General features: G+C 39.0%; 30 protein-coding genes. 3 read left to right on the plus strand and 27 right to left on the minus strand.

Annotated features, from left to right (window positions below):
- Window positions 1-3: 3 nt before the first annotated feature.
- From nuoK to BAMA_RS01255, 8 genes are all read right to left on the minus strand, one after another.
- Complete coding sequence (gene nuoK / locus BAMA_RS01220; protein WP_034635334.1) at window positions 4-318, minus strand: NADH-quinone oxidoreductase subunit NuoK; 315 nt, start codon at window positions 316-318, stop codon at window positions 4-6.
- On the minus strand, window positions 311-829 hold the full coding sequence (locus BAMA_RS01225; protein WP_034635337.1) for an NADH-quinone oxidoreductase subunit J: 519 nt from the start codon (window positions 827-829) through the stop codon (window positions 311-313). Before BAMA_RS01225 ends, nuoK begins: the two co-directional genes overlap by 8 nt.
- Window positions 826-1,245, minus strand: coding sequence for an NADH-quinone oxidoreductase subunit NuoI (gene nuoI, locus BAMA_RS01230; protein WP_034635340.1), 420 nt, complete (start codon window positions 1,243-1,245; stop codon window positions 826-828). The genes BAMA_RS01225 and nuoI overlap by 4 nt, the downstream gene beginning before the upstream one ends.
- Before the next feature lie 168 nt (window positions 1,246-1,413).
- Window positions 1,414-2,415 carry an NADH-quinone oxidoreductase subunit NuoH gene (gene nuoH, locus BAMA_RS01235; protein ID WP_034635606.1) on the minus strand — a complete coding sequence of 334 codons (1,002 nt, stop codon included), beginning with the start codon at window positions 2,413-2,415 and terminating at the stop codon, window positions 1,414-1,416.
- Window positions 2,415-3,515, minus strand: coding sequence for an NADH-quinone oxidoreductase subunit NuoD (gene nuoD / locus BAMA_RS01240; protein ID WP_034635343.1), 1,101 nt, complete (start codon window positions 3,513-3,515; stop codon window positions 2,415-2,417). The genes nuoH and nuoD overlap by 1 nt, the downstream gene beginning before the upstream one ends.
- Before the next feature lie 207 nt (window positions 3,516-3,722).
- Window positions 3,723-4,976, minus strand: coding sequence for an NADH-quinone oxidoreductase subunit C (locus BAMA_RS01245; protein WP_034635346.1), 1,254 nt, complete (start codon window positions 4,974-4,976; stop codon window positions 3,723-3,725).
- A complete protein-coding gene (nuoB, locus tag BAMA_RS01250) occupies window positions 4,973-5,491 on the minus strand; it encodes an NADH-quinone oxidoreductase subunit NuoB (protein ID WP_034635348.1) in 519 nt (172 codons plus the stop codon). Before nuoB ends, BAMA_RS01245 begins: the two co-directional genes overlap by 4 nt.
- The gene (locus BAMA_RS01255) at window positions 5,482-5,850 is read right to left on the minus strand and encodes an NADH-quinone oxidoreductase subunit A (protein WP_084157834.1); all 369 of its coding nucleotides are present in this window, start codon (window positions 5,848-5,850) and stop codon (window positions 5,482-5,484) included. The genes nuoB and BAMA_RS01255 overlap by 10 nt, the downstream gene beginning before the upstream one ends.
- 277 nt (window positions 5,851-6,127) lie before the next feature.
- Between BAMA_RS01255 and BAMA_RS01260 the strand changes: the two genes are divergently transcribed.
- The gene (locus tag BAMA_RS01260) at window positions 6,128-8,860 is read left to right on the plus strand and encodes a putative bifunctional diguanylate cyclase/phosphodiesterase (RefSeq protein WP_034635350.1); all 2,733 of its coding nucleotides are present in this window, start codon (window positions 6,128-6,130) and stop codon (window positions 8,858-8,860) included.
- Here the strand turns inward: BAMA_RS01260 and BAMA_RS01265 are convergent.
- From BAMA_RS01265 to BAMA_RS01345, 18 genes are all read right to left on the minus strand, one after another.
- Window positions 8,857-9,669: a DUF975 family protein gene (locus tag BAMA_RS01265; protein ID WP_034635351.1), complete on the minus strand. Its 813-nt coding sequence runs from the start codon at window positions 9,667-9,669 to the stop codon at window positions 8,857-8,859. The genes BAMA_RS01260 and BAMA_RS01265 overlap by 4 nt on opposite strands.
- 137 nt (window positions 9,670-9,806) lie before the next feature.
- Window positions 9,807-10,208, minus strand: coding sequence for a F0F1 ATP synthase subunit epsilon (locus tag BAMA_RS01270; protein WP_034635352.1), 402 nt, complete (start codon window positions 10,206-10,208; stop codon window positions 9,807-9,809).
- A 20-nt stretch (window positions 10,209-10,228) separates the two neighbouring features.
- Window positions 10,229-11,623 (minus strand): F0F1 ATP synthase subunit beta, encoded by a 1,395-nt coding sequence (gene atpD / locus BAMA_RS01275; RefSeq protein WP_034635353.1) that lies wholly within the window; start codon window positions 11,621-11,623, stop codon window positions 10,229-10,231.
- Between the two features lie 211 nt (window positions 11,624-11,834).
- On the minus strand, window positions 11,835-12,695 hold the full coding sequence (gene atpG, locus BAMA_RS01280; RefSeq protein ID WP_034635355.1) for an ATP synthase F1 subunit gamma: 861 nt from the start codon (window positions 12,693-12,695) through the stop codon (window positions 11,835-11,837).
- A gap of 372 nt (window positions 12,696-13,067) precedes the next feature.
- Complete coding sequence (atpA, locus tag BAMA_RS01285; protein WP_034635358.1) at window positions 13,068-14,576, minus strand: F0F1 ATP synthase subunit alpha; 1,509 nt, start codon at window positions 14,574-14,576, stop codon at window positions 13,068-13,070.
- Window positions 14,577-14,587: 11 nt separating this feature from the next.
- Entirely contained in the window at window positions 14,588-15,130 is a 543-nt protein-coding gene (locus BAMA_RS01290; RefSeq protein ID WP_034635360.1) for a F0F1 ATP synthase subunit delta, read from the minus strand.
- A complete protein-coding gene (gene atpF, locus BAMA_RS01295) occupies window positions 15,127-15,639 on the minus strand; it encodes a F0F1 ATP synthase subunit B (RefSeq protein ID WP_034635362.1) in 513 nt (170 codons plus the stop codon). Before atpF ends, BAMA_RS01290 begins: the two co-directional genes overlap by 4 nt.
- Window positions 15,640-15,766: 127 nt before the next feature.
- On the minus strand, window positions 15,767-15,985 hold the full coding sequence (gene atpE, locus BAMA_RS01300; protein WP_034635365.1) for a F0F1 ATP synthase subunit C: 219 nt from the start codon (window positions 15,983-15,985) through the stop codon (window positions 15,767-15,769).
- A gap of 56 nt (window positions 15,986-16,041) precedes the next feature.
- The gene (atpB, locus tag BAMA_RS01305) at window positions 16,042-16,761 is read right to left on the minus strand and encodes a F0F1 ATP synthase subunit A (RefSeq protein WP_034635367.1); all 720 of its coding nucleotides are present in this window, start codon (window positions 16,759-16,761) and stop codon (window positions 16,042-16,044) included.
- A 7-nt stretch (window positions 16,762-16,768) separates the two neighbouring features.
- Complete coding sequence (locus tag BAMA_RS01310; protein ID WP_034635370.1) at window positions 16,769-17,161, minus strand: ATP synthase subunit I; 393 nt, start codon at window positions 17,159-17,161, stop codon at window positions 16,769-16,771.
- Window positions 17,162-17,163: 2 nt separating this feature from the next.
- A complete protein-coding gene (locus BAMA_RS01315) occupies window positions 17,164-17,385 on the minus strand; it encodes an AtpZ/AtpI family protein (protein ID WP_034635373.1) in 222 nt (73 codons plus the stop codon).
- Window positions 17,386-17,428: 43 nt separating this feature from the next.
- A complete protein-coding gene (locus tag BAMA_RS24380) occupies window positions 17,429-17,527 on the minus strand; it encodes a DUF4024 domain-containing protein (protein WP_157405941.1) in 99 nt (32 codons plus the stop codon).
- Between the two features lie 847 nt (window positions 17,528-18,374).
- Window positions 18,375-19,004 carry a uracil phosphoribosyltransferase gene (upp, locus tag BAMA_RS01320; RefSeq protein WP_034635375.1) on the minus strand — a complete coding sequence of 210 codons (630 nt, stop codon included), beginning with the start codon at window positions 19,002-19,004 and terminating at the stop codon, window positions 18,375-18,377.
- Window positions 19,005-19,170: 166 nt separating this feature from the next.
- Window positions 19,171-20,412, minus strand: coding sequence for a serine hydroxymethyltransferase (gene glyA, locus BAMA_RS01325; protein ID WP_034635378.1), 1,242 nt, complete (start codon window positions 20,410-20,412; stop codon window positions 19,171-19,173).
- A gap of 202 nt (window positions 20,413-20,614) precedes the next feature.
- Window positions 20,615-21,220, minus strand: a complete 606-nt coding sequence (locus BAMA_RS01330) for a TIGR01440 family protein (protein WP_084157836.1) — start codon at window positions 21,218-21,220, stop codon at window positions 20,615-20,617.
- 34 nt (window positions 21,221-21,254) lie between these two features.
- Window positions 21,255-21,698: a ribose 5-phosphate isomerase B gene (gene rpiB, locus BAMA_RS01335; protein WP_034635381.1), complete on the minus strand. Its 444-nt coding sequence runs from the start codon at window positions 21,696-21,698 to the stop codon at window positions 21,255-21,257.
- A gap of 131 nt (window positions 21,699-21,829) precedes the next feature.
- Window positions 21,830-22,270: a low molecular weight protein arginine phosphatase gene (locus tag BAMA_RS01340; RefSeq protein ID WP_034635382.1), complete on the minus strand. Its 441-nt coding sequence runs from the start codon at window positions 22,268-22,270 to the stop codon at window positions 21,830-21,832.
- Window positions 22,271-22,531: 261 nt separating this feature from the next.
- A complete protein-coding gene (locus tag BAMA_RS01345; protein WP_034635384.1) occupies window positions 22,532-23,029 on the minus strand; it encodes a PTS sugar transporter subunit IIA in 498 nt (165 codons plus the stop codon).
- Between the two features lie 344 nt (window positions 23,030-23,373).
- Between BAMA_RS01345 and BAMA_RS01350 the strand changes: the two genes are divergently transcribed.
- Together BAMA_RS01350 and BAMA_RS01355 are read left to right on the plus strand one after the other, a co-directional pair.
- A complete protein-coding gene (locus BAMA_RS01350) occupies window positions 23,374-23,757 on the plus strand; it encodes a DoxX family protein (RefSeq protein WP_034635386.1) in 384 nt (127 codons plus the stop codon).
- 126 nt (window positions 23,758-23,883) lie between these two features.
- The gene (locus BAMA_RS01355; RefSeq protein WP_034635389.1) at window positions 23,884-24,492 is read left to right on the plus strand and encodes a flavin reductase family protein; all 609 of its coding nucleotides are present in this window, start codon (window positions 23,884-23,886) and stop codon (window positions 24,490-24,492) included.
- A 155-nt stretch (window positions 24,493-24,647) separates the two neighbouring features.
- Here BAMA_RS01355 and BAMA_RS01360 read toward each other — a convergent pair whose 3' ends face one another.
- Complete coding sequence (locus BAMA_RS01360; protein WP_034635392.1) at window positions 24,648-24,920, minus strand: DUF3935 domain-containing protein; 273 nt, start codon at window positions 24,918-24,920, stop codon at window positions 24,648-24,650.
- Window positions 24,921-24,990 lie beyond the last annotated feature (70 nt).

A 24,990-nucleotide genomic window follows, 5' to 3' on the forward strand; every position in this document is an offset into this window, starting at 1 on the left:
TTTCTAATGCTTTAAAGAATCCATTTCATCGATATTGACCGTTGTACGATTTCTATATAAAGCTATTAAAATAGCAAGCCCAACCGCTGCCTCTGCCGCAGCTACGGACATTGTAAATAGCGAAAAGACTTGCCCCTCTATATTTGGGAAGAAACCGAACTTACTAAATGCAACTAAGTTTAAGTTAGCCGCATTTAACATGAGTTCAATGCACACAAGAACAATGACGGTATTTCGCTTTGTCAAAGCTCCGTATAAGCCGATGCAAAAGAGAATAATCGCAAGCGTAAAGTAAGCAGATGCAGGTACACTACTCATCTAAATCCCTCTCTTTCTCATCTTTCCTTGCTAACACAATTGCCCCAACAAGAGCCACAAGTAGAATAACTGATACAAGTTCAAACGGAATAATATATTTTGTGTAAAGCAGCTCACCGATTTGACGTGTATTATTTTCGTGAAGTGCCGATCCATTCTCGCTTGAAGAAAAATCAAGATTATTCACCGCAAAGTACATCACTGCTCCAAATGTACAAACAGCTAGTAGCACGATGACGCTTCGCCAACTAAACTTCATTTCACTTTCATCGTTATGCTTTGTGAGCATAATGCCAAAAATCATAATAATCGTGACTGCACCGGAATAAATTAAAATTTGCACAACACCAACAAACTCCGCTTCTAACATAAAGTAAAGACCAGCGATGCTAAGAAATGTGAACACAAGCGAAAGCATCATATGCATAACCTTTGTCACACTCAGCATAAGAACACCGCCAATAATTGCCGTTAGGGATAGCGCAAGGAATGCTAAAAACTCACCACTCATGCTTTATTCTCCCTTCTGACATTTTCATCATTTTCATTTAACCACTGTAAATTTTTAAATAAATCATCACGTGTATACTCAGCAAGTTCAAAGTTATTCGTCATCACAATCGCTTCTGTTGGGCAAACTTCTGTACATAAATCACAAAGAATACAAATCTCGAAATTAATATCATACGTATCAATAATTTTGCCTTTCTTCTCCGGGTCCGGATGCTTCTTTCCCGTTAACTGAATGCAATCTGTCGGACAAATATTCGCGCACTGATTACAAACGATGCATTTTTCAGGATAAAACTTCTGAATCCCGCGAAACCGGTCCGGAAGCGGGATCGGTTCATTGGGATAATCATACGTAACTTTCTTCTTACTCAAATTGCTTAACGTATACTTTAGCCCCTTTAATAATCCTTTCATGTATTCTCCCCCCTGTATTAATCCAAATCATGAATATACAGACAACTACTCTTTTTGTTTCAAACACAGCTCGTGCCACTCAAAAGCACTGACCGTTACCTCGCAACACCAGCCCCTCTCTTCCTTCCTAAAAAAGAGGTTTTAGGTTTTAGGCTTTAGGTTTTTTAATTAAAAAAACAATTCCTTTATAATGGCTGTTATGAAAATATTCGCAAGCGCAACTGGAAGCAAAACCTTCCATCCAAATTCCATGAGCTGATCGCCACGTAAGCGTGGGAACGTAACTCGAAACCAAATAAGCAAAAACACAATACAGCTAAATTTCAATGCGAACCAAACTGCACCCGGAATAAATGTTAAGAACGGAAGCGGCTTCCATCCCCCCAAGAAGAGTACTGTAATCAGCGCGGACATTCCGAAGAAATACACGTACTCAGATAACATAAAGAAAGCCCAGCGAAACCCTGAATATTCCGTATGATATCCAGACACAAGTTCCGATTCCGCTTCTGGAAGGTCAAATGGCGTTCGATTAAGCTCTGCTACCGCCGCAATTAAGAAAATAACAAACCCGATTGGCTGAACGAAGATGTACCATATCTTTTCCTGCGACTGTACAATTTCGTTTAAATTCAAACTTCCCGCTAATAGAACAACACCAATCACACTCATCACAAGCGGAATTTCGTAGGAAATCATTTGCGCGGCCGCACGCATACCGCCAATTAATGAATATTTGTTGTTTGATGCCCAGCCGGCTGTAACGACACCGATTGTCGTAATGCTAGATACAGCAATGTAATACAACAATCCAACACCAATGTCAGCAAATTGTAGATTTTCCGTAAATGGAATAACAGCTAGCACCATAAATGCTGGTGCAAACGCAATAACAGGAGCAAGTAAAAAAAGTGGCTTATCGGCAGCTTTTGGCACCGTATCTTCTTTTATAAGCAACTTTAGTACATCCGCTACCGTTTGCAGCAGACCAAACCGCCCACCAACTTGGTTCGGTCCAATGCGCCCTTGCATAAACCCCATTACCTTTCTTTCTGCCAAAATACCATATGTAACAAAGCCAAGTACGACAAACAATAATAATGTCGCAAGGCCAAAGAAGATGAAAAAGTTGGTCCAACTTGTAGGTGATTCTAAGAGGTGTTCTACCATCATCCATCAACCTCCCCAAGCACAATATCAATGCCGCCCAAAATGGTAATGAGGTTCGCGATGTTTTCTCCCTTTAGAAGTTCTGGTAAAATTTGTAGGTTATAAAAAGAGGGACGGCGGAATTTTAAGCGATATGGTTCTTTCTTCCCATCGCTCGCGATATAACAGCCAATTTCTCCACGCGGTGATTCAATACGCACAAATGCCTCGCCTTTTGGCGCTTTAATAATGCGCGGTACTTTTGCTAAAATAGCACCTTCTTTCGGGAACTGTTCCACCGCTTGTTCAATAATTTTGAGAGATTCTTCAATTTCTTGCATACGACAGACGTAACGATCTAACGCATCGCCCTTTTCACCAACTGGAACGTCGAAATGAAATCGGTTATAAATTGAGTATGGTTCGTCTTTACGCAAATCCCAATTTACACCTGTACACCTTAAATTTGCGCCGCTTAGCGAATATGAAAGGGCCTCTTCTGCACTATATATCCCAACGTCTTTTACACGATTTAAAAAAATTTCATTCCCACTCACAAGATCATGGTATCCTGCTAACTGCTCTCTCATATATGGAACAAACTCGCGAACTTTTTCAATCCATCCATCCGGAGCATCCCACTTTACACCACCAACGCGCATATAATTAAACGTCAAACGGGCTCCGCATAGTTCATTTAGTAAATTAATGATCATTTCCCGTTCACGAAACGCATATAAAAATGGACTTACCGCTCCGATATCAAGTAAGTTTGTTCCCCACCAAACGAGGTGACTCGCAACGCGTCCAAGTTCCATCGCAAGTACGCGTAAATATTCAGCTCGCTCCGGAATTTCAAGTTCCATCATCGTCTCCACCGCGTGACAAACCACATAGTTATTGGTCATTGCAGATAAGTAATCCATTCGGTCTGTATACGGAATAATTTGTGTATACTGTAAGTTCTCCGCAATCTTTTCTGTGCCGCGGTGCAAATACCCAATGACCGGCGTCGCTTCCTTAATCGTTTCTCCATCAATTTTAATCACGAGCCGAAAAACACCGTGCGTACTCGGGTGCTGCGGTCCAACATTTAAAAGCATTTCTTCTGTACGAATCATAGCTTCACACCCCCTGTTTCTTCTATTGATTCGCTTTATTTCTAAATAACCAAACCCCCTGTTTTACATCGCCAGTTACTAATGAAGGTCTACTACCTCCTTTTGTTTCAAACATCGCACGAGGCAGTCAAAGGTACTAATCGCTACTATGCATGGAGTAACATACTCTCCAATCTAAAAAGACAGGTTTTAGAGGTTTTAAAATCTTTACAACTCCATATCATACGGCTCATAATCTTTTCGAAGTGGGTGCCCAACCCAATCATCTGGCATCATAATCCGCTTTAGATTCGGATGTCCTTCAAAGGTAACCCCTAGCAAGTCATATGCTTCTCGCTCGGGCCAATCCGCACCGCGCCATAGCTGAGCAATAGAAGGAATTTTCGGCTCCGCTCGATCTAATTTCACTTTGACAGCAACAGACTGCTTCTTTCCATATGAAAACAAGTGAACATATACTTCCATATGCGAGACAAAATCCGTTGCATGTAATTCGGACATATAATCAAAAGCTAAATCTTTATGACTCTTCAATAATTCCATCACGCCATAGTAATGTTCTAACTTTACAACAAGTGTCGGAACATCTTTTGAAAGTGCATTAATATACGACTCCTCTAACACATTTTTGCCAAGTTTCGCTACAACTTCTCTCACATAACGATCTAAATACGGCTGATTGAGAGAAGGCTTGACCGGTTCTTCTGCGACGCTTTCTTCTTGTTTACTAGCCGTGCGCGCTTTGGCGGCTGCCGCTGCTTTCGCCTTCGCTGTAGCAATTGCCTTTGCTTTCTCTTCAGGTGTTACTTCTCCATTCTCCATCGCCTTCTTCTTCGCTAATGCTGCCGCTTTTGCTTTGGCCGCCGCTGCTGCCTTCGCTTTCGCTTTTTCTTCTTCCGTTACTTCTCCGCCCTCCATCGCCTGCTTCTTCGCTAACGCTGCCGCTTTTGCTTTAGCCGCCGCTGCTGCCTTTGCTTTCGCTTTTTCTTCTTCCGTTACTTCTCCACTCTCCATCGTCTGCTTCTTCGCTAACGCTGCCGCTTTTGCTTTGGCCGCCGCTGCTGCCTTCGCTTTCGCTTTTTCTTCTTCCATTATTTCTCTACTCTCCATCGTCTGCTTCGCTGATGCTGTTACCTTCACTTTTTCTTCTTCCGCTGCTTCGCCGCTCTCCATCATTTTTTGTTTAGCAATTTCTTTTGCGCGCCTTTTTGCCGCTTCTACTGCGCGGCGCTTCTTCTCGGCTATATCTTCTTCCTCTATTTGTTCCACTGCTTTCTCCATTACACGCTGCTTCGCTTCTTCAAAAACTTGATTTCTATCTTCCCCATCCATTTTTGATAACGCTTTCTCTATTGGTTCTTCTATTAGTTTCTTCGCTTCAAGGCGCCTTCTCGCTTCTTCCTTTGCCAATAATGCCGCTTCTCTTTTTAACTCATTTATATCTTCCTTACTCTCTTTCATCGGTTTGTCACCTGCTTCCCAGTCTTCGCTTCATACCGAATTTTTTCTTTTAATTTATTTATCCCATAAATTAAAGCAGCTGGATTTGGCGGGCAACCTGGAATGTATACATCAACAGGTACAATTTGATCAACACCCTTTACCACTGCGTATGAATTAATATATGGTCCCCCCGCTGTCGCACAAGAGCCCATCGCAATAACCCATTTCGGTTCAGGCATTTGATCATATAATCTTCGAACGATTGGCGCCATTTTTTTCGTTACTGTACCAGAGACAATCATCACATCAGATTGACGCGGAGAGGTTCGAAAAAATGAACCAAAGCGATCTAAATCATAATGTGATGAGCCAACTCCCATCATTTCAATTGCACAACATGCAAGGCCAAAAGTCATCGGCCATAACGAATTACTACGAGCCCACCCCTTTACTTGCTCTAGCGTCGTGAAAAAAATGTTTCTCTCTAACTCTGCTCGTTCATTTGGATGAAGTTCCTCAAAATTTATAGCCATTTTAACACCTTCTTCTTCCAAGCATATGCAAGACCAATGAGTAACATAATAACAAAAATGAGCATTTCCACTAATGCAAACAAACCGAGGTTATCATACGCCACTGCCCACGAATATAAAAACACCGTTTCTACGTCAAAAATGACAAAGAGTAGTGCAAACATATAGTAGCGAGCATGGAAGCGAACATTTGCATCGTGAAAAGGCTCAATCCCACTTTCATATGTTGTTATCTTTGCTGCATTTGGCTTATGAGGCCGTAATATTCGTCCTGCTGTAAGAGCAACTACAGGAAGTAATATACCTAATAACAAGAAAATCATCAAAATCATATAGCTGTTTTCATATACATGCTCCACTGCTTGAAACTCCCCCTTCTACTTTTGAAAGCTTCACTTAGTACAAAGTATGATGATTTTATTCTAATTATTATTTTTTAATTTTTCTAAAAATAATAATCAAACGTATTATATCAAACATCAAATTACGATGTCGACATAATAAAAAATTTTAGAAAACGCTTTCTATTTCATATTATTCTGCCCTTTCCCTTCGTATCCTTTGTTATCCTTTCTAAAAGATGTAAAATAAAACTATAAAAGATATATATTTAAAAGAACATCGTAGGTGAATGGCTTGAAAAACAATAGAAAACGTTATGTATTTATTTTAGTAGGCTCTTTGTTGCTTCATCTTATCGTAAGCTACATACAGTTCTTACGACTATCCATATACGAATCATCTTTTCATGTTATAACAAGTGGGTTCCTCTTATTCTTAAACCTCATTATTTTAGGGGGATTAGCTTACTTTACATCAAAACATAATGGGCATTCTTATACATTTTGGATGCTCATAACAACTGGCACATTTTTTTATTTCATTGGGGATATTATCGTTTCCTATCAGCGGATTGTTCTTAAGCAATATGAAACGTATGTAGAACTTTCTGATGTATTTTACTTACTATTTTTATGTCTCTTTTTACTGGCATTTTTTTATAAAATCATGCATGAGAGAACAATATGGGAAAAGTTATTTGCCTTATGTGATGTTGCTATTATTACTACCTCCATCTTTATCGTCAATAATTATCTCTTGATTGAAATGGCTATCAATCAAAATGCAACATCCATCATGTCAAGAATTATACAATTTATATATCCAATACCTAATTTAGTGTTTCTTTTAATTAGTTTTAGCTTACTCTTTCGCCCATTATCGTTTCTTTGTAAGGCAGCTGCTTCTTATTTGAGCGGTGGTTTACTCGTTTACGTAATCGTCGATTTTCTTTATTCGTATATGAAGTACTTTATCTCGTTTACGGGAGCATTCGCCATCGCACCGCTATATCAAGTTGCTCTTACGATGATTGCAATTTCCTGCGTCTTTTCAAGTAAAGAACAATGTGTGGACGAAAGTGTATTAAACCAGAAAATTGGACAAAAAGTACAACTAGCACTTCCTTATATTTCTGTTAGTGCTTTATGTGTATTTATCCTGTTTGATCAGACGTTCTCGTCGGTATTGATTGTTGGACTTATGCTTACATTTTTCTTTGTATTAGTCCGGCATTTACTTGTTCGCAAGCAAAACAAACAATTATTACGAGAACAAGAAAATTTTAACTTAAAGCTAAAGCAAGAAGTAGACGAACAAACGCAACACCTCGTACACCAAAAGAAACAGCTGCTTCACAGTAAGCAAATGTTTAAATCATTGTATGAACATCATCCAGATCCTATTTTTACGTTAGACTTACATGGTCATCTCTTACGTGTCAACAATGCTGGGTTAACATTACTTGGTTATAAAACAGATGAACTAACAAAGCAATCGTACGATACGCTTATTTATGAAGAAGACTTTCCAATTTTTAAAACTGCCCTTTGGCAAGCGGCGCATGGGCATTCTACTTCTTACGATGTGAGAGCATATCATAAAAATAGAGATATTTATTATTTACAAGTTACGGTCGTTCCTATTATTTTACATGAACATATTTCCGGCATTTATATGATGGTGAAAGATGTAACAGAAAGTAAACGACAGGAGGAACAAATTAACTTCTTAGCTTATCATGATACATTAACAAAGCTAGCAAACCGTCGTGCCTTTGAGGAACAATTAGAAGAAGCTATCCAAAACGCAGAGCAAAACGGTCGTTCTTTAGCCCTTATGTTCCTTGATTTAAACCGCTTTAAACTCATTAACGATACGCTCGGGCACAAAGTAGGTGACCTTCTCTTAATTGCAGTTGCTGAGCGTCTTCAGCAAATTGCTACGCCTAACATAAAACTAGCAAGGCTTGCAGGAGATGAATTTACTGTTATCGTAGAAAATGTAGAACACGTATCACATATAGAACAAATCGCTCATGCTATTTTACAGACGATGGATAAACCGTTACATATTGAAGGGCATACATTAAAAATCACACCAAGCATCGGTATTGCAATGTATCCAGAAGCTGGTGAAGATTCTACTTCATTGTTACAGCATGCTGACATGGCCATGTATGATGCAAAAAGTAAGGGGAAAAATAATTTCTCTATATACACTGATGCTCTATATAAAAAGCTTGAACGGAAATTACAACTTGAAAAAGATTTACCGCTTGCACTTACAAACGATGAATTCTTTCTCGTCTATCAGCCTTTACTATGTACTGAGTTGAAGAGAATTATTGGTGCTGAAGCGTTAATAAGGTGGAATCATCCAAAACTTGGTCTCATTTCGCCCTCTGAGTTTATTCCTATTGCCGAAGACACAGCTACCATCATCCCCATTGGAAAATGGGTATTACGGCAAGCTTGCCGTCAACTCAAAATTTGGCATACACTTGGATATGCTCACCTAAAGATAGGTGTAAACGTATCCGCTAAAGAATTTCAACAAGAATACTTTACACAATCCATTTTACAAACGCTACAAAACGTGGAATTAAACCCACATTATTTAGCACTAGAATTTACAGAACGAACAACGATGATAAATGAAAAAGAAGCATTAATCAAAATGCGAGAGTTGAAGACACACGGTATAAATATTGGAATCGATGATTTTGGAACTGGCTATTCATCACTGTCTTACTTGCCACTCTTCCCAATCGATACATTAAAAATCCCAAGGGAATTGACACAGATGAATCGGCATGAAAAAGAAGGAAAAGCAGTTGTATCAACCATTCTCTCACTTGCCCATACACTAAGCCTTTCCGTTGTTGCAGAAGGTGTTGAAACGAAAGAACAAATGCAATTTTTACGCGAACACGGCTGCACGTATATTCAAGGTTATTACGTGAGCAAACCGCTGAATGGAAAACAAATGATTCAATTTCTCCAAAATGAACAGAGCAGGAACACTTAAAGTTCCTGCTCTGTTTTATTATGGTTTGAGATTTTGTTATAAAATACTGCGGTTGTTGTCATCATATAAGGTGATACCCAAAGAAGACCAATGCCTAAAGTTACAATTGCTAATAGCCACCACCCTATAAAGCTTATCCATAACATAAATAAATCCATTTTACGCCCTTTCATTAAGCGTTTACTTTCTTTCATCGCCTCGAGTACGCCATATTCCGGATAATCAATCATTACATGGAACGTCAACGCATACGAGAAATACATAACAATGATACCAATAATGGATAGAATTATTGCAGTAAAACAAATCAGTATTAAAAATTCATCATTTGTACTACTACCATCTCCCTCAATTAAAGCCACGAAGACGCCAAATAAAGCAAGTGGAAGCCATGTTCCTGTATACACACATATAAGGATCATTGCTTTCATTGTCTTCATCATCTTTTTAAAACCACGAAACCCTTCAAATAGAGCATCAATTGTTACATCTTGTGTTCTACTAAGCTGTAGAAATACATTTGTATATCCGTACACCGTAACGCCATAAGAAGCAAGTGTTACTACTAAAAGGATAACATACAGAATAACAAATACAAGAAGACCAATCGCCGTCATCTCCTCTCCCTCAAACGCACCTACAAGTCCTGCCGTTAAGAAAAATATCATCATACCAGGAATCATAACGACAAGGCTGGCAAGCATCGACACAGCATAGCTTACAATAAAATATAAGAGAGTTCCTCCAACCCCAAGGCCCCATTTTCCCTTTAATGACTGCAATGCCTCTCGTTTCATTTCACTAATCACTTTTCCATCCCCTTCTATCAAAATTTTTCTATGTATGAAATGCTACATTAAAATTGTATCATTTATTGGAATTTATTGTCTGAACTTCTTTATGAAAACATAAAAAATCCGTAAAGGCTAAGCCTTTACGGATTTTTTTACTTCATATTTGAAACGTCCAAACGGTTAACTGCACGTTGCAGTGCAAGTTCTGCACGTTTGAAGTCAACATTTGCTTGTTTATCTTGCAGACGTCCTTCAGCACGACGCTTCGCTTCGTTTGCACGATGTTCGTCAATATGGCTTGCAGTTTCAGCAGATGGTGCTAACACTGTTACTTTGTCAGGGCGCACTTCAATAAAGCCGCCGCTCACTGCTACATAATCAGTGTCTCCGCCGCTTTTCAGACGAACTGCACTAATTTTAAGCGGTGCAACAGTTGGAATGTGACCTGGTAAGATCCCCATTTCCCCACTTTCTGCCTTTACGCTTACCATTTCAACTTCTTTTTCGTAAACCGGTCCATCAGGAGTTACAATACTGACTGGAAATGTCTTCATAATTCGTCCCTCCTAAGGCCTTATGCCATCATTTTCTTCGCGTTTTCAATAACTTCTTCAATACCACCAACAAGACGGAATGCGTCCTCTGGAAGGTCATCATACTTTCCTTCTAGAATTTCTTTGAAACCACGAACTGTTTCTTTTACAGGTACATAAGATCCCTTTTGTCCTGTAAACTGCTCAGCAACGTGGAAGTTTTGTGATAAGAAGAACTGAATGCGACGAGCGCGATGTACAACTAATTTATCTTCTTCAGATAACTCATCCATACCTAAGATAGCGATGATATCTTGAAGCTCTTTGTAACGTTGTAGAGTTTGCTGTACTTGACGAGCTACTCCGTAATGCTCTTCTCCTACGATTTCTGGAGAAAGCGCACGAGATGTAGATGCTAATGGATCTACCGCTGGGTAAATACCCATTTGTGTTAAACGACGCTCTAAGTTTGTTGTTGCATCTAAGTGAGCGAACGTTGTTGCTGGTGCTGGATCCGTGTAGTCATCCGCTGGTACATAAACCGCTTGGATAGACGTGATAGAACCTTTATTTGTAGATGTAATACGCTCTTGTAACTGACCCATTTCAGTTGCAAGTGTTGGTTGGTAACCTACCGCAGATGGCATACGGCCAAGAAGGGCAGATACTTCAGAACCTGCTTGCGTGAAACGGAAGATGTTATCGATGAACAGTAGTACGTCTTGTCCTTGCTCATCACGGAAGTGTTCAGCCATTGTTAAGCCTGTTAATGCAACACGTTGACGTGCTCCAGGTGGCTCGTTCATTTGTCCGAATACCATCGCAGTTTTCTTGATTACGCCAGAATCGCTCATCTCATGGTATAAGTCGTTACCTTCACGAGTACGCTCACCTACACCAGCGAATACAGAGATACCACCGTGCTCTTGTGCGATGTTATTGATTAATTCCTGAATTAATACTGTTTTACCTACACCGGCACCACCGAATAGACCAATCTTACCACCCTTGATGTAAGGAGCAAGTAAGTCTACTACTTTAATACCAGTTTCAAGAATTTCTACTTTTGTAGATAACTCTTCGAATGAAGGTGCTTGACGGTGGATTGGATCGCGACGTACGTCTGCTGGAACTTCACCATCTAAGTCGATTGCATTACCTAATACGTTAAATACACGTCCTAGTGTTGCATCACCAACTGGAACAGAGATTGGTTGCTCTGTATCTGTTGCTTCTGCACCACGAACAAGGCCATCTGTAGAAGCCATTGCTACTGTACGAACTGTATCGTCACCAAGGTGAAGCGCAACTTCTAACGTTAAGTCAATTGCGTCTTGTTTAATTCTAAGGGCATTGTAGATTTCAGGTAGCTTTCCGCCGTCAAACTTAACGTCTACAACCGGACCCATGATTTGCGTAACGCGCCCTTTATTCATCGGGTTCCCTCCTAGCTTTCTTTAAATTAGCCAACTTTCTGCGAGCAGTCGGCTTTTATTTTATATTGGTTTTATAAGTTACATAGCTTTAGCAGCTCGCTTAATATAAGTTAAGCGAGCCGGCTTCGCTTCTTCCGCCGAGGCAAAAAGCGCCTCTATGTCAGAAGCTCCATCCCCTCTCACATTCTGAGCAAGCCATCTCCACTTTTTACTATTCTAACGCTGCCGCGCCACCAACGATTTCCGTAATTTCTTGCGTAATCGCCGCTTGTCGAGCACGGTTGAATGAAAGTGTAAGTGAATCGATAACTTCCATTGCGTTGTCTGTAGCACTCTTCATTGCTGTCATACGCGCTGCGTGTTCACTTGCTTTACCATCTAGTAATGCACCGTACACTAAGCTTTCTGCGTATTGAGGCAATAGAACTTTTAAAATATCTTCTTCAGAAGGCTCAAATTCATAAGCTGTTGTTGGTTTATCCGATACAACATCAGTAAGCGGTAAAATTTTCTTTTCCGTTACTTCTTGTGAAATTTTACTTACGTAGTGATTGTAATAAATGTACAACTCATCGTAAGCGCCGTCCGTAAACATCGCTACCGCTCTTGAAGCAATATCTTTAATATCAGAGAAAGCTGGTTGGTCAGATAGACCTACTACTTCATCAATAATATTAAAGTTACGACGTTTTAAGTAATCACGACCTAGACGACCTAAAACAATAATAGAGTATTGATTCGCGTCCATGTTGTGACGTTCTTTAATGGTGTTACTCACTTCACGTAAAACGTTACTATTGTATCCACCTGCTAGTCCACGATCAGATGTAATAACGATATATCCCGTACGTTTTACAGGGCGCGCCGTTAACATCGGGTGATTTACCCCTTTGCTTCCTTGCGCTATGCTCGCTACTACTTCTTGAATTTTATCCATATACGGAACGAAAGATTTAGCATTTTGCTCTGCACGGCTTAATTTCGATGCAGATACCATTTCCATCGCTTTCGTAATTTGACTCGTTTTCTTTGTCGAGTTAATTTTCGCTTTTATATCGCGTAAAGATGCCACAGGTTTTCACCACCTTTATTTCGGAAGTTGGCATGAATAGAGAGGCTTCCCTCTTTCTATTCTTGTTGCAAGATACACTTGCTTATAAGCTACAGAAAGAGTATGTGCACCTATTCTTTCTGTAGCCAATCCGTCAGCACTCTATGTAGGAGTTGCCTGTTTGTATAGGGAGCAGAGCCGGTGTACAGTCGGCTCTGCTTGTTGTTTTATGAATAGCGAGCGACTTAAAGTCATCTCCGCTTTTTATTCAATCTAGCTGCGATGGCTAGAATGTTCGGTGGCTTCGCTTCTTCCGCGGAGGCAAAAAACGCCTCTATGCCAGAAGCTCCATCCCCTCTCACATTCTAAACGAGCCATCTCCGCTTTTTATTATTACTCAGATACTACGAATACTTTTTTGAAGCCGTTGATTGCAGCAGCCATTTTTTCGTCATCCGCAAGCTTTGTAGTTGTACGGATTTCGTCTAGTAATTCAGCAGCATTTGAATCTAACCAAGCATGGAATTCTTCTTCGAAACGAGTGATATCTGTTACTGGGATATCATCTAAGAAGCCGCGTGTTAATGCGTAAAGAACCATAACTTGTTTTTCTACTTTTAATGGCTTATGTAAGCCTTGTTTTAATACTTCTACTGTACGTGCACCACGGTTTAACTTCGCTTGTGTTGCTTTATCAAGGTCAGAACCGAACTGTGCGAACGCCTCTAACTCACGGTAAGACGCAAGGTCAAGACGTAGTGTACCTGATACTTTACTCATCGCTTTGATTTGAGCCGCACCACCAACACGAGATACAGAAGTACCCGCATCGATCGCTGGACGCACACCAGAGAAGAATAGATCAGATTGTAAGAAGATTTGTCCATCTGTGATGGAGATTACGTTCGTTGGGATGTATGCAGATACGTCCCCAGCTTGTGTTTCGATGAAAGGTAGTGCAGTTAAAGAACCGCCGCCTTTTGCATCACTTAACTTCGCTGCACGCTCTAGAAGACGGGAGTGTAAGTAGAATACATCCCCTGGATATGCTTCACGACCTGGCGGACGACGTAATAGTAATGAAAGCTCACGGTATGCAGCCGCTTGCTTAGATAAGTCATCATATACAACTAATACATGTTTACCATTGTACATGAACTCCTCACCCATTGTTACACCAGCGTATGGAGCTAAGTATAATAATGGAGATGGTTGAGAAGCAGATGCTGTTACAACGATTGTGTACTCTAACGCACCATGGTGACGTAGAGTTTCTACTACGTTACGAACCGTAGATTCTTTTTGTCCGATTGCAACATAGATACAAACCATATCTTGATCTTTTTGGTTCAAGATTGTATCGATAGCAACAGATGTTTTACCTGTTTGACGGTCACCGATGATTAACTCACGTTGACCACGTCCAATTGGTACAAGCGCGTCAATCGCTTTAATACCTGTTTGAAGAGGCTCATGAACAGATTTACGATCCATTACACCTGGTGCTGGACTTTCGATTGGACGAGTTTTTGTTGTATTAATTGGGCCTAAACCGTCTACTGGTTGACCTAATGAGTTTACAACACGTCCGATTAATTCTTCACCTACTGGTACTTGCATGATGCGGCCAGTACGGCGAACTTCATCACCTTCACGAATTTCTGTGTAAGGTCCTAAAATGATAATACCTACGTTGTTTTCCTCTAAGTTTTGTGCAAGTCCCATAACGCCGTTAGCGAACTCTACAAGCTCACCAGCCATAACGTTATCAAGACCATGAGCACGTGCGATACCGTCACCAACTTGAATAACTGTACCAACATCGCTAACTTCGATTTCAGACTGATAATTCTCGATTTGTTGCTTTATCAGTGCGCTAATTTCTTCAGCTCTGATGCTCATGCGCTTCACCCCTATCTATTCTTCATAAGTTCACGCTGAATACGTGCTAACTTTCCTTGTAAACTTCCATCGTAAATACGGTTTCCGATGCGTACTTTAATACCACCTAGTAACTCTGTATCTACAACATTTTGAATGCGAATTGCATCTTTTCCAGTTTTCTTTGCAAATGATTCTGCAATTGCTACTTTTTCATCTTCAGATAGAGGACGAATAGAGTAAACAGTTGCATCTGCTACGTTACGTTCTTCGTTCGCAAGTGTAACATATTCATTTGCAATACTAGATAATATTTCAATGCGTTTGTTATCTACTAAAATGCATAGTGTGTTTAAAATAGATTCTGAAAGAGACGAAAACACGTTAGAAAGAACAGCTTTTTTCTGCTCTTTTGAAATGTTTGGTTGAGATAAGAAACTATGTAATTCTGCATTTGTTTCAAATACATTTTTCACAAGGCGTAACTCTTCTTCAAACAGTTCTAAGACGTGCTTTTCTTTCGCGATTTTAAAAAGAGCGACTGCATAACGTTTTGCTACAATGGCATTACTCATCGTGCTTCGCCTACCTCTTTAATATACTCACGAATTAATTTCACTTGGTCTTCTTCTGTTAACTCTTTTTCAATTACTTTAGAAGCAATTTGAACGGATAACGAAGCGACTTGTTCTTGTAGCATAGCAATTGCTTGCTCTTTTTCGCGTTGAATTTCTTGTACAGCAGACTCTTTAATAGATTCTGCTTCTTGTTTCGCAGCAGCGACAATACCTTCGCGTTGTTCCTCTGCTTGCTTTTTCGCTCTTTCAATTAGCTCTTTCGCTTCAACACGTGATTGTTGTAACATCTCACGTTGTTCTTCTACTAACTTTTTCGATTCTACATGATTTTTCTCAGCAGCATCGATTTCACTAGAGATATGCTCTTCACGCTCTTTCATCATTCCCATTAACGGACCCCAAGCATATTTGCGAAGTAACATTAATAGAATTAAGAAAATGAAGATTGTATATAGAACTGTTCCAAATGGCATACCAGCTCCAGCCCCTAATACTAAAGTTTGCACAAGGATTCACTCCCTTCGAGTATCTAAAGTAACTATATTAAAAAATCAAATAAACGTTTCGTTCATAAAGCAATGGCGAAGAAAGTTCTTAAACACTCTTCGCCATCTATGTAAGGGGAATGGTCCCTTATTTGTTCATTACCATGAATGCGATAACTACTCCAATGATTGGAAGTGCCTCAACTAATGCAACCCCGATGAACATGATTGTTTGAAGTGCGCCACGTAATTCAGGTTGACGAGCAACACCTTCGATTGTACGTGATACGATAAGACCGTTACCAATACCTGCACCTAATGCTGATAAACCAATTGCAATTGCAGCTGCGATTACACCTAAACTCATTTTAAAATGTCCTCCTTTGTATTATAAAAAATAGTTTTTACTTACTTAAAAATATATTAATGGTCATGGCTTACTTTATGAGCCATATACACCATTGTTAACATTGTGAAAATAAATGCCTGGATTGCACCTACGAATACACTGAATCCCATCCATGCTAACGATGGAATGATTGCACCTACGAATCCTAAAGGACCGCTTACCGCTAATCCAGCTAGTAATGTTAATAAAATCTCACCTGCATAAATGTTACCGAATAAACGAAGACCTAAAGTTAATGTGTTCGCAAATTCTTCAACAATTTTTAAAGGGAGTAAGAACTTCATCGGTTGAACATAACCTTTTAAATATTCTTTTGTACCCTTCATCTTAACTCCATAATAATGGGTGAGGGCAACTACCATCACGGCTAATGCTAAAGTAACTGCTGGGTCAGACGTTGGAGATCTCCACCACGCGACGTGATGTTCACCTTCCACTGTTGCAATCATAAATGGCAAACCAAGAACGTTTGACACGAAGATAAACATAAGAAGTGTAGCACCAAGCGTTAAAAAGCGCCCACCTGTTTTCCAGTCCATCGTGCTGTTAATCATATTTTTAATAAAGTCTAAAATCCACTCGAAGAAGTTTTGCATTCCGGTTGGACGAAGAGCTAAACTGCGTGTACCAATCACAGCGATTACAAAAACAACTGTAGCTGCAACAGTAAGCATGATGACAGCCGATAAGTCGAACGTTATTCCTAGAAATTCCACTAATTTACCGTGTTCCACTAGTAATTCACCTCTCTTCCCTGCTCTTATACTGTAAATAAAGAAAATCTATGATCATGACAAGATACCCTGTCAACAATCCCACACCTAAGCTCCATATCGCAATCAAGTGCTGATATTTCGCTGCAAATAAAATTAATAAACCGAAAGTAGCAAATCTTGAATATGTACTAACAGCTGTAGCTTTAAACTTAACTTCCTTCCCGTTCGTTACGCGATCTAATAGCTTGTCTGTTTTACTGGCAACGATGCGCAAACTAAGAAAACTGAAAATCGTTCCGATAATCAGCCCTAGGAATACTTCTTTGTAGGAGGTAAAGCCCCATCCTAATACAAAAAGCGCTAAAAAGTTATAAGTATATTTCTTTTGTCGTTGAACAAGTCCGTGTACATCTATCATCATTACTCTCCTGAATAAAAATGTCGAATGAGCCGCGTCATAGCGTAAATTCCTGTCCCGAGGCCAAGCAATAAACCAACTATGAGAAATAACGGAAATGTTCCAAGTTGACTATCGATCCATTTCCCACCGAAAATACCGATTAAGATAGAACCTACTAACTGGGAAAGGATTCCTGTCATTAAAGCATATGCTTTTACTGGACTTCGCTCATTATTTTGCAAGGATTCATCCCTCCAATTTATAAGGAACTCACTCTCAATGTGTTTATAATAACTCATTTCCTTGCATAAATCTTTCATAATCAAAAAAGTTTACTTTTTCGACATAGAATAGATGAAAAATTGTCACTGAAAGCCCTACCATCTACTCCCGTTGTTAGCATACAATAGGGTATTAACAGTGTCAACGACAAATCGAAAAAAATCAAAAAATTTGAGTATCAGTCATTTATTGACAGAAATGAAAACGTTCCCCTTCTAAATACTGTTAAAAACCTCTGAATCTCACCATTAATATAGAAGAAAAAGTTCACAAGTTTGTCAATATTACATTTCCTGAATGTATAATTTTATTTCTGTAATATAACTTTTAAAAGATGGGGCTCCTTTATTATATGTAATGCATATGCAAGTTATGTTGCATAATCATACACTATTAACATCATTTTAACCTTGTTATCCTTCCCTACATTTATATAAGGAAACAACGTGCTATCTGTACTCAATCTTTATTTCAAATCGGTCTATACATACATAGCGGTCTCCCTATCTTTATAACGTTCAATTCATAGTATGGAAAGTATAATAATATAGAAGAATTCTTTTTCAATAGTAGAAACTATTTTATCCCCCCTCCCCTACTTAAGGTATATATATCCAACTTGACCATTTCACACAAAAGTAGCTGCCACGTATATAAGAATGACAAACGTACTCATTTCATCTATTTGTTGTAACATAGGGGCGCGGTAGGAAAAGGCCCTGACCGCTACTGCACATGGAGGAACATCCTCTTCTACCGAAAAAGAAAAGGGCTTTTTCGTTTTTTAACTTGTATTTATATGGAAGAAGACTGAAATTCTCTCACTTTTCCCGTTATAGATTCATGTTGAGAAAACACACTTACATCTTGCAATTTCTTTTTATCCATTTCATAACGAGATATATACAAATAAAAAAACAGACGAGAAGAACTCTTCTCGTCTGTTGTCTTACTTCGTTCCGAATAAACGGTCACCAGCATCACCAAGGCCTGGAACAACATAACCATGGTCATTTAGCTTTTCATCAAGTGCAGCAAGATAAATATCTACATCAGGATGTTCTTTATGAACAACTTCTACCCCTTCTGGAGCAGCAACGATACACATTAACTTAATGTTTTTTGCACCGCGCTTTTTCAGTGAGTTGATTGCCTCTGCTGCAGATCCACCAGTTGCTAACATTGGGTCAAGTACGATGAAGTCACGTTCCTCTACATCCGTTGGAAGCTTCACATAGTATTCTACAGGCTGTAATGTTTCCGGATCGCGGTATAAACCAACGTGTCCTACTTTTGCTGCTGGGATTAATTTCAGAATTCCATCTACCATTCCTAATCCTGCACGTAAAATTGGAATTAAACCAAGTTTTTTACCAGCAATCACTTTTGATTTCGCCATGCTAACAGGTGTTTCAACTTCGATTTCTTCTAGTGGAAGGTCACGCGTAATTTCAAATGCCATTAAGCTTGCTACTTCATCTACTAATTCACGAAAATCTTTCGTACCTGTATTCTTATCGCGAATATATGTAATCTTATGCTGAATTAACGGGTGATCAAATACATACAATTTTCCCATGTGAACTCTCTCCTTCAGATGATATTGATGTGTACGAAAACGCTTTTTTACACTATGTACGATTTTATAGAAAACCTAGTTAATATTCAAGTTTTTATTATGAAAAAGAAAAAGAGAAAACCCCTCTTTCTTTTATATAGGAAAGAAAGAGGGGTTTTTTGAATTATTATAGTCCCGGATACATTGGGAATTTATCTGTTAAAGCACTTACACGTTTACTTGCTTCTTCAAGCGCTTCCTCATTTTCATGATTCTTTAACGTGTATGCCATAATTGATGCAATTTCATCCATTTCTTCTAAACCGAAGCCACGAGATGTTACCGCTGCTGTACCGATGCGGATACCACTTGTTACAAATGGACTTGCTGGATCAAATGGAATTGTATTTTTGTTAACTGTAATACCAACTTCATCTAGTACATGCTCTGCTACTTTACCTGTAATTTCTAAGCTACGCACATCAATTAATACAAGGTGATTGTCCGTTCCATTAGAAACAAGTGTAATGCCTTCTTTTTGAAGACTTGCTGCTAAGCGTTTTGCATTATCGATGACGTTTTGTGCATATGTTTTAAATTCTGGCTGCAATGTTTCACCAAATGCAACAGCTTTCGCTGCGATAACATGCATAAGTGGACCGCCTTGAATACCAGGGAAGATGGATTTATCAATTTGTTTCGCAAACTGTTCTTTACATAAAATCATACCACCACGTGGACCGCGTAATGTTTTATGTGTCGTTGTCGTAACAAAGTCTGCATATGGTACTGGGTTTTCATGTAAGCCTGCTGCTACAAGACCAGCGATGTGTGCCATATCTACCATTAAGTATGCGCCCACTTCGTCAGCAATTTCGCGGAACTTCTTAAAGTCAATTGCACGAGGGTAAGCACTTGCACCTGCAACGATTAACTTCGGCTTATGCTCTTTCGCTTTCGCTAATACATCATCATAGTTAATGCGATGCGTTTCTTGATCAACACCATACTCGATGAAGTTGTATTGTACACCACTGAAGTTAACAGGGCTTCCGTGCGTTAAGTGACCACCATGAGATAAATTCATACCAAGTACTGTGTCACCATGCTCTAAAATTGTGAAGTATACAGCCATATTTGCCTGTGCACCAGAGTGTGGTTGAACGTTCACATGTTCCGCACCGAAAATTTCTTTCACACGGTCGCGTGCGATATCTTCTACTACATCAACATGTTCACAACCACCGTAGTAACGCTTACCTGGATAACCTTCTGCATACTTGTTCGTTAATACAGAACCTTGCGCTTCCATTACTGCTTCACTTACAAAGTTTTCAGAAGCAATCAGCTCAATTTTTGAACGCTGTCTCCCTAATTCCGCTTCAATTGCAGCAAATACTTTTTCATCTTGACGTTTTACATGCTCCATCTGAATCCCCCTTTTCTTAAGCGAACCACACCATTTCCCAACATTTTTCTCTTATTTTTAAGAAAAAAACGAAAATTCAAGTGATAATTCATTCTAACCTTCATGTTTTCATCTACATTCTAACATGAGTTCACAAAGGATGAAAATAAAAAAGGTCAAAAAATGACCTTTTCTTTCTTACTATTTTTTAAACGTATGTAACTTAGCTGCAAGTATAAGATTCTACTTCTGCCTGATACATTGCACGTGCTCCTCCGATAAGCTTCGGACGAACCTTTGCCATTGTCACGTGCGCATGCCCAATTTCTTTTACACTTGTACGAATTGGAACAGCAACATGTTTTAAATGCATACCAATGAATGTATCACCGATGTCAATACCCCCATCGGCTTTCACAAATTCTACTACAACTGGATCCTTCATATTGTGATAGGCATACGTTGCAAGAGCCCCACCTGCCGATCGGACAGGCGTAACGGTTACAATTTCGAACTGATGTTTTTCTGCGACTTCTCTTTCAACTATTAATGCACGATTCAAATGTTCGCAGCACTGAAAAGCAAGGGCAATACCATGTTTTTCACGAAACTGCTTTAGTTCAGAGAAGATTGCTTCTGCTACTTCCATCGTCCCCGATGTTCCAATCTTTTCTCCAAGCACTTCACTTGTACTACACCCAACTACAAAAATACGACTACTTTGCAAAAAAGCTTGTTCTTGAAACTCTGAAAGTGCCGCTTGCATCTGTTCTCTTATTTGTACAATTTCCATCATTACGCCTCTCCCTTTCACAGGTTGGTTCAACATATTATATTACTCACCGTTAAAAGTTAGCATACTATTACTTCGTTTCGTACGTTTTAATTTTCCCTACACGATTTTCGTGACGGCCACCCTCATAATCTGTTGTTAACCAAATTTTTGCGATATCTCTTGCTAAACCTGGTCCAATTACACGCTCACCCATTGCAAGCATATTGCTATCGTTATGCTCTCGCGTTGCTTTTGCGCTGAACGTATCGTGTACCAATGCACAACGAATGCCTTGTACTTTATTTGCCGCAATCGACATTCCAATACCTGTACCGCACACTAAAATACCGCGATCTGCTTCACCTTTTGCAATCATTTCTGCTGCTGGGAACGCAAAATCAGGATAATCAACAGAGCCTGCTTCACATTCACATCCTAAATCAACATATTCCATGTTTAATTCTTCTAATAGGCTAATGATTTCTTTGCGAATATTCATTCCACCGTGATCTGATGCTACTACTACTTTCATTTTAAAACCCCTCCGTATAATAAAATGAGACTTCTATTCATAAAATAGAAAGTTTTTTAAAGCAAGCTCTTACAGACATATGTAAGCCGTAAGAACAGTATTCTATCCAATATCGTATTATACACGAAAGCTTAACTGTCTGAATGTTTTTTCAGTAAAGTTTTTATAAGTATTTCCATCTCCGTTAACGTCTGCTCATATACTTGTAACGATCCGCCATAGGGATCAGAAATATCTTTATTTATTCCCTCAACAAATTCATATAATGTATATACTTTCTCTCTCATGTATGGATGATGCTGTAAAATTAATTGCCTGTGAGATGATGTCATCGTTAAAATGACATCAGACCAGTTCAATAACTCTGTTGTTACTTGCTGGGATTGATGCATAATCGGGACGCCTTTCCCATTTAAAGCACTTTTCGTATGAGAAGAAGCATCGCTCCCTACGGATGCATACACACCAGCAGATTGTACTTCCCATCTTCCCTCACTATGATGGCGGAGTAAAGCCTCTGCCATCGGACTACGGCATGTATTCCCTGTACAAACGAATAATACTCGCTTCACCTTCAACTCCTCCTTACACTGACTATCCTTTATTTATCATAACTCACATTTTAAATGAAAAAAAGCGCACTTCTTCTATATCTTTCAACAGAAGAAATGCGCCTTATTCATATATACATGAAGCCCTAATTTCCAAGTACTCAAATATACTAACATAGAATTTTAAAAAGTCTACTATTAATTGAAGTTTCCCTTAAATTAACAAAAAAAAACAAGGAATCCATTCCATATCGGGCATGAATTCCTCATTAATCAGCAATGTTATTTCATTGTCACTTTCATTACTTCAGTTGCACCTTTAGTAGCCGTAACACCTACAGTTGTGTTAATTGACTCAGTCGCATCTGTGTTTGTAATTACGATTGGTGTAATTGTGCTCTTTGCTTTTTCATGAATTAATTCTAAGTCGAAAGAAATTAATTTGTCGCCAGCTTTAACAGCTTGTCCTTCAGAAACGTGCGCTTCAAAGCCTTCACCATTCATCTTTACAGTTTCTAATCCAACATGAATTAAAACCTCTGCACCATTTTTCGCTTTAATACCAATAGCGTGTTTTGTATGGAATAATTGAACGATTTCGCCATCAACTGGAGATACGACTACACCTTCAGTTGGATCAATTGCAATACCGTCACCCATCATACGACCAGCAAATACTGGATCTGGTACTTCATCAATATTTTTCACTTCTCCAGTTAATGGAGCTACGATTGTGTCTGCTTTTGTTTTAGAACCAAGTCCAAATAATTTCTTGAACATCAGGTCGGCCTCCTTTTATACACCTGTAAAATAGGGAAGTTATTTCTAGCTAATTATTCATTACATACTACATATATGTAATAAAACGCTTTCGATTAGAAAACGATAACACTAGTTGAAACCTTATTGTATCTCTTTAAAAAAATCCAGTCAATTCAGACTGTCTGAATATGCAACTTCCACACCTTATTGTCTCCTTTCTTCCACCAATTGTCTAGAGGTCTTTACAACCATTTTTGTGAATCCCTTAAAAAAATATCAATAAGTTACTTGACTTAAGTAAGTAACTGTTTTATTATAACTTACATAAAGTAAGTAAATAAACTTTTAGGAGGTTTTATAAAATGAGTTTAGGTCTTCTTATTATTCGTCTTGTTATCGGTATTACATTCATGGGTCATGGTGCACAAAAATTATTCGGTTGGTTTGGTGGTCACGGATTAAAAGGAACTGGCGGCTGGATGGAATCTATCGGCTTAAAGCCTGGTGTTTTTATGGCATTCATGGCAGGAGCTACTGAATTATTAGGTGGATTCTTATTTGCTGCTGGTGTCTTCACTTCCGTCGGTGCACTTTTTATCGTAGGAACAATGTTAATCGCTATCTTCACTGTTCACGGCAAAAATGGATACTGGATTACACAAAACGGTTTTGAGTACAATCTTATGTTAATCGCAGTTGCAATCGGTGTGGCATTAATTGGCCCTGGTGCTTATACTTTATTTTAATTCCTATTCAAGATACTCCTCTTCCGATGTGAAGAGGATTTTTTTATACAACATTTAGCAGGAGTTTTCCCCTACTATCTTGTAAAGAAACAAGGAGAGATTCAGATTTAGGAAGGAGCTACTATTATGCTATCCATTAATCCAAACGAACAAACAGAAAAGGATAATTACAAATTACTAACAGGAAGCATCATCCCTCGGCCAGTTGCTTTTGTTACAACAACTACAAAAGACGGTGTACTAAACGGAGCTCCGTTTAGCTATTTCAATATCGTCGCTGCAAACCCACCGCTTATCTCCATCTCTGTGCAGCGCAAAAATGGTGTTCCAAAAGATACCGCTCGAAACGCAATGGAAACAGAAGATTTTGTCGTCCACGTCTCTGACGAATCATACGTCGAAGCCATCAATGAGACCGCAGCAAACTTACCACCAAATGAAAGTGAAATCGAACTTACCAAACTAACACCAATTGAAAGCGAAGTAATCTCTACAAAAGGAGTAAAAGAAGCGAGCATCCGTATGGAATGTGTATTAGAACGTGCAATCCAGCTTGGCGGGACAGAAGATTCACCAGCATGTGACCTATTAATCGGACGCATCGTTCGCTTCCATATCGCAGAGCATCTATATGAAAATGGACGTATCCATGCAGAAGGTTTAAAGCCAATCAGTCGTTTAGCGGGGCATAACTACGCAAAACTCGGGGACTTATTTGAATTAGTAAGACCGTAACTATAAGCGAAAGTGACACAAAGAAAAGGTGCTCTTTAGAGCACCTTTTCTTTGTGTGTATTGAGTTTTCTTCTAAGAAAGCCTAGAGAAAATTATCTTATGTAAATATTACCACATAGAGTATATGCGTAAACTTGAGAAATACATTATTAATACTACACATCTTCCCTATCTTCAACCAATACAAGCTCTTCCTTCGTTCTTTTTCCAACCTTCACAACAAAGAAATATAACGAAAGAAGCGTAATAATAAACACAATTAAAAATGGGTATGGAGAATGGAAAACACGAGCTGCCGCCGTTTTTCCTTCTACAAATTTTAACGAGCTCACATCAAAAAACTCCGCAAATCGTTGTATGCCAAGTACACTAAACCAAAATATAAAAAAACTAAGAATGATTCCGAAAAATTGTTTTATTTTTGTCATACGATACGAACTCCTTCTAAAAATAAGACTGTTTATCCGATGACGAATTTTAGGCATGTTCATTATGAAA

It is taken from the genome of Bacillus manliponensis, assembly GCF_000712595.1.
In the GTDB taxonomy this organism is placed as follows: Bacteria; Bacillota; Bacilli; order Bacillales; family Bacillaceae_G; genus Bacillus_A; species Bacillus_A manliponensis.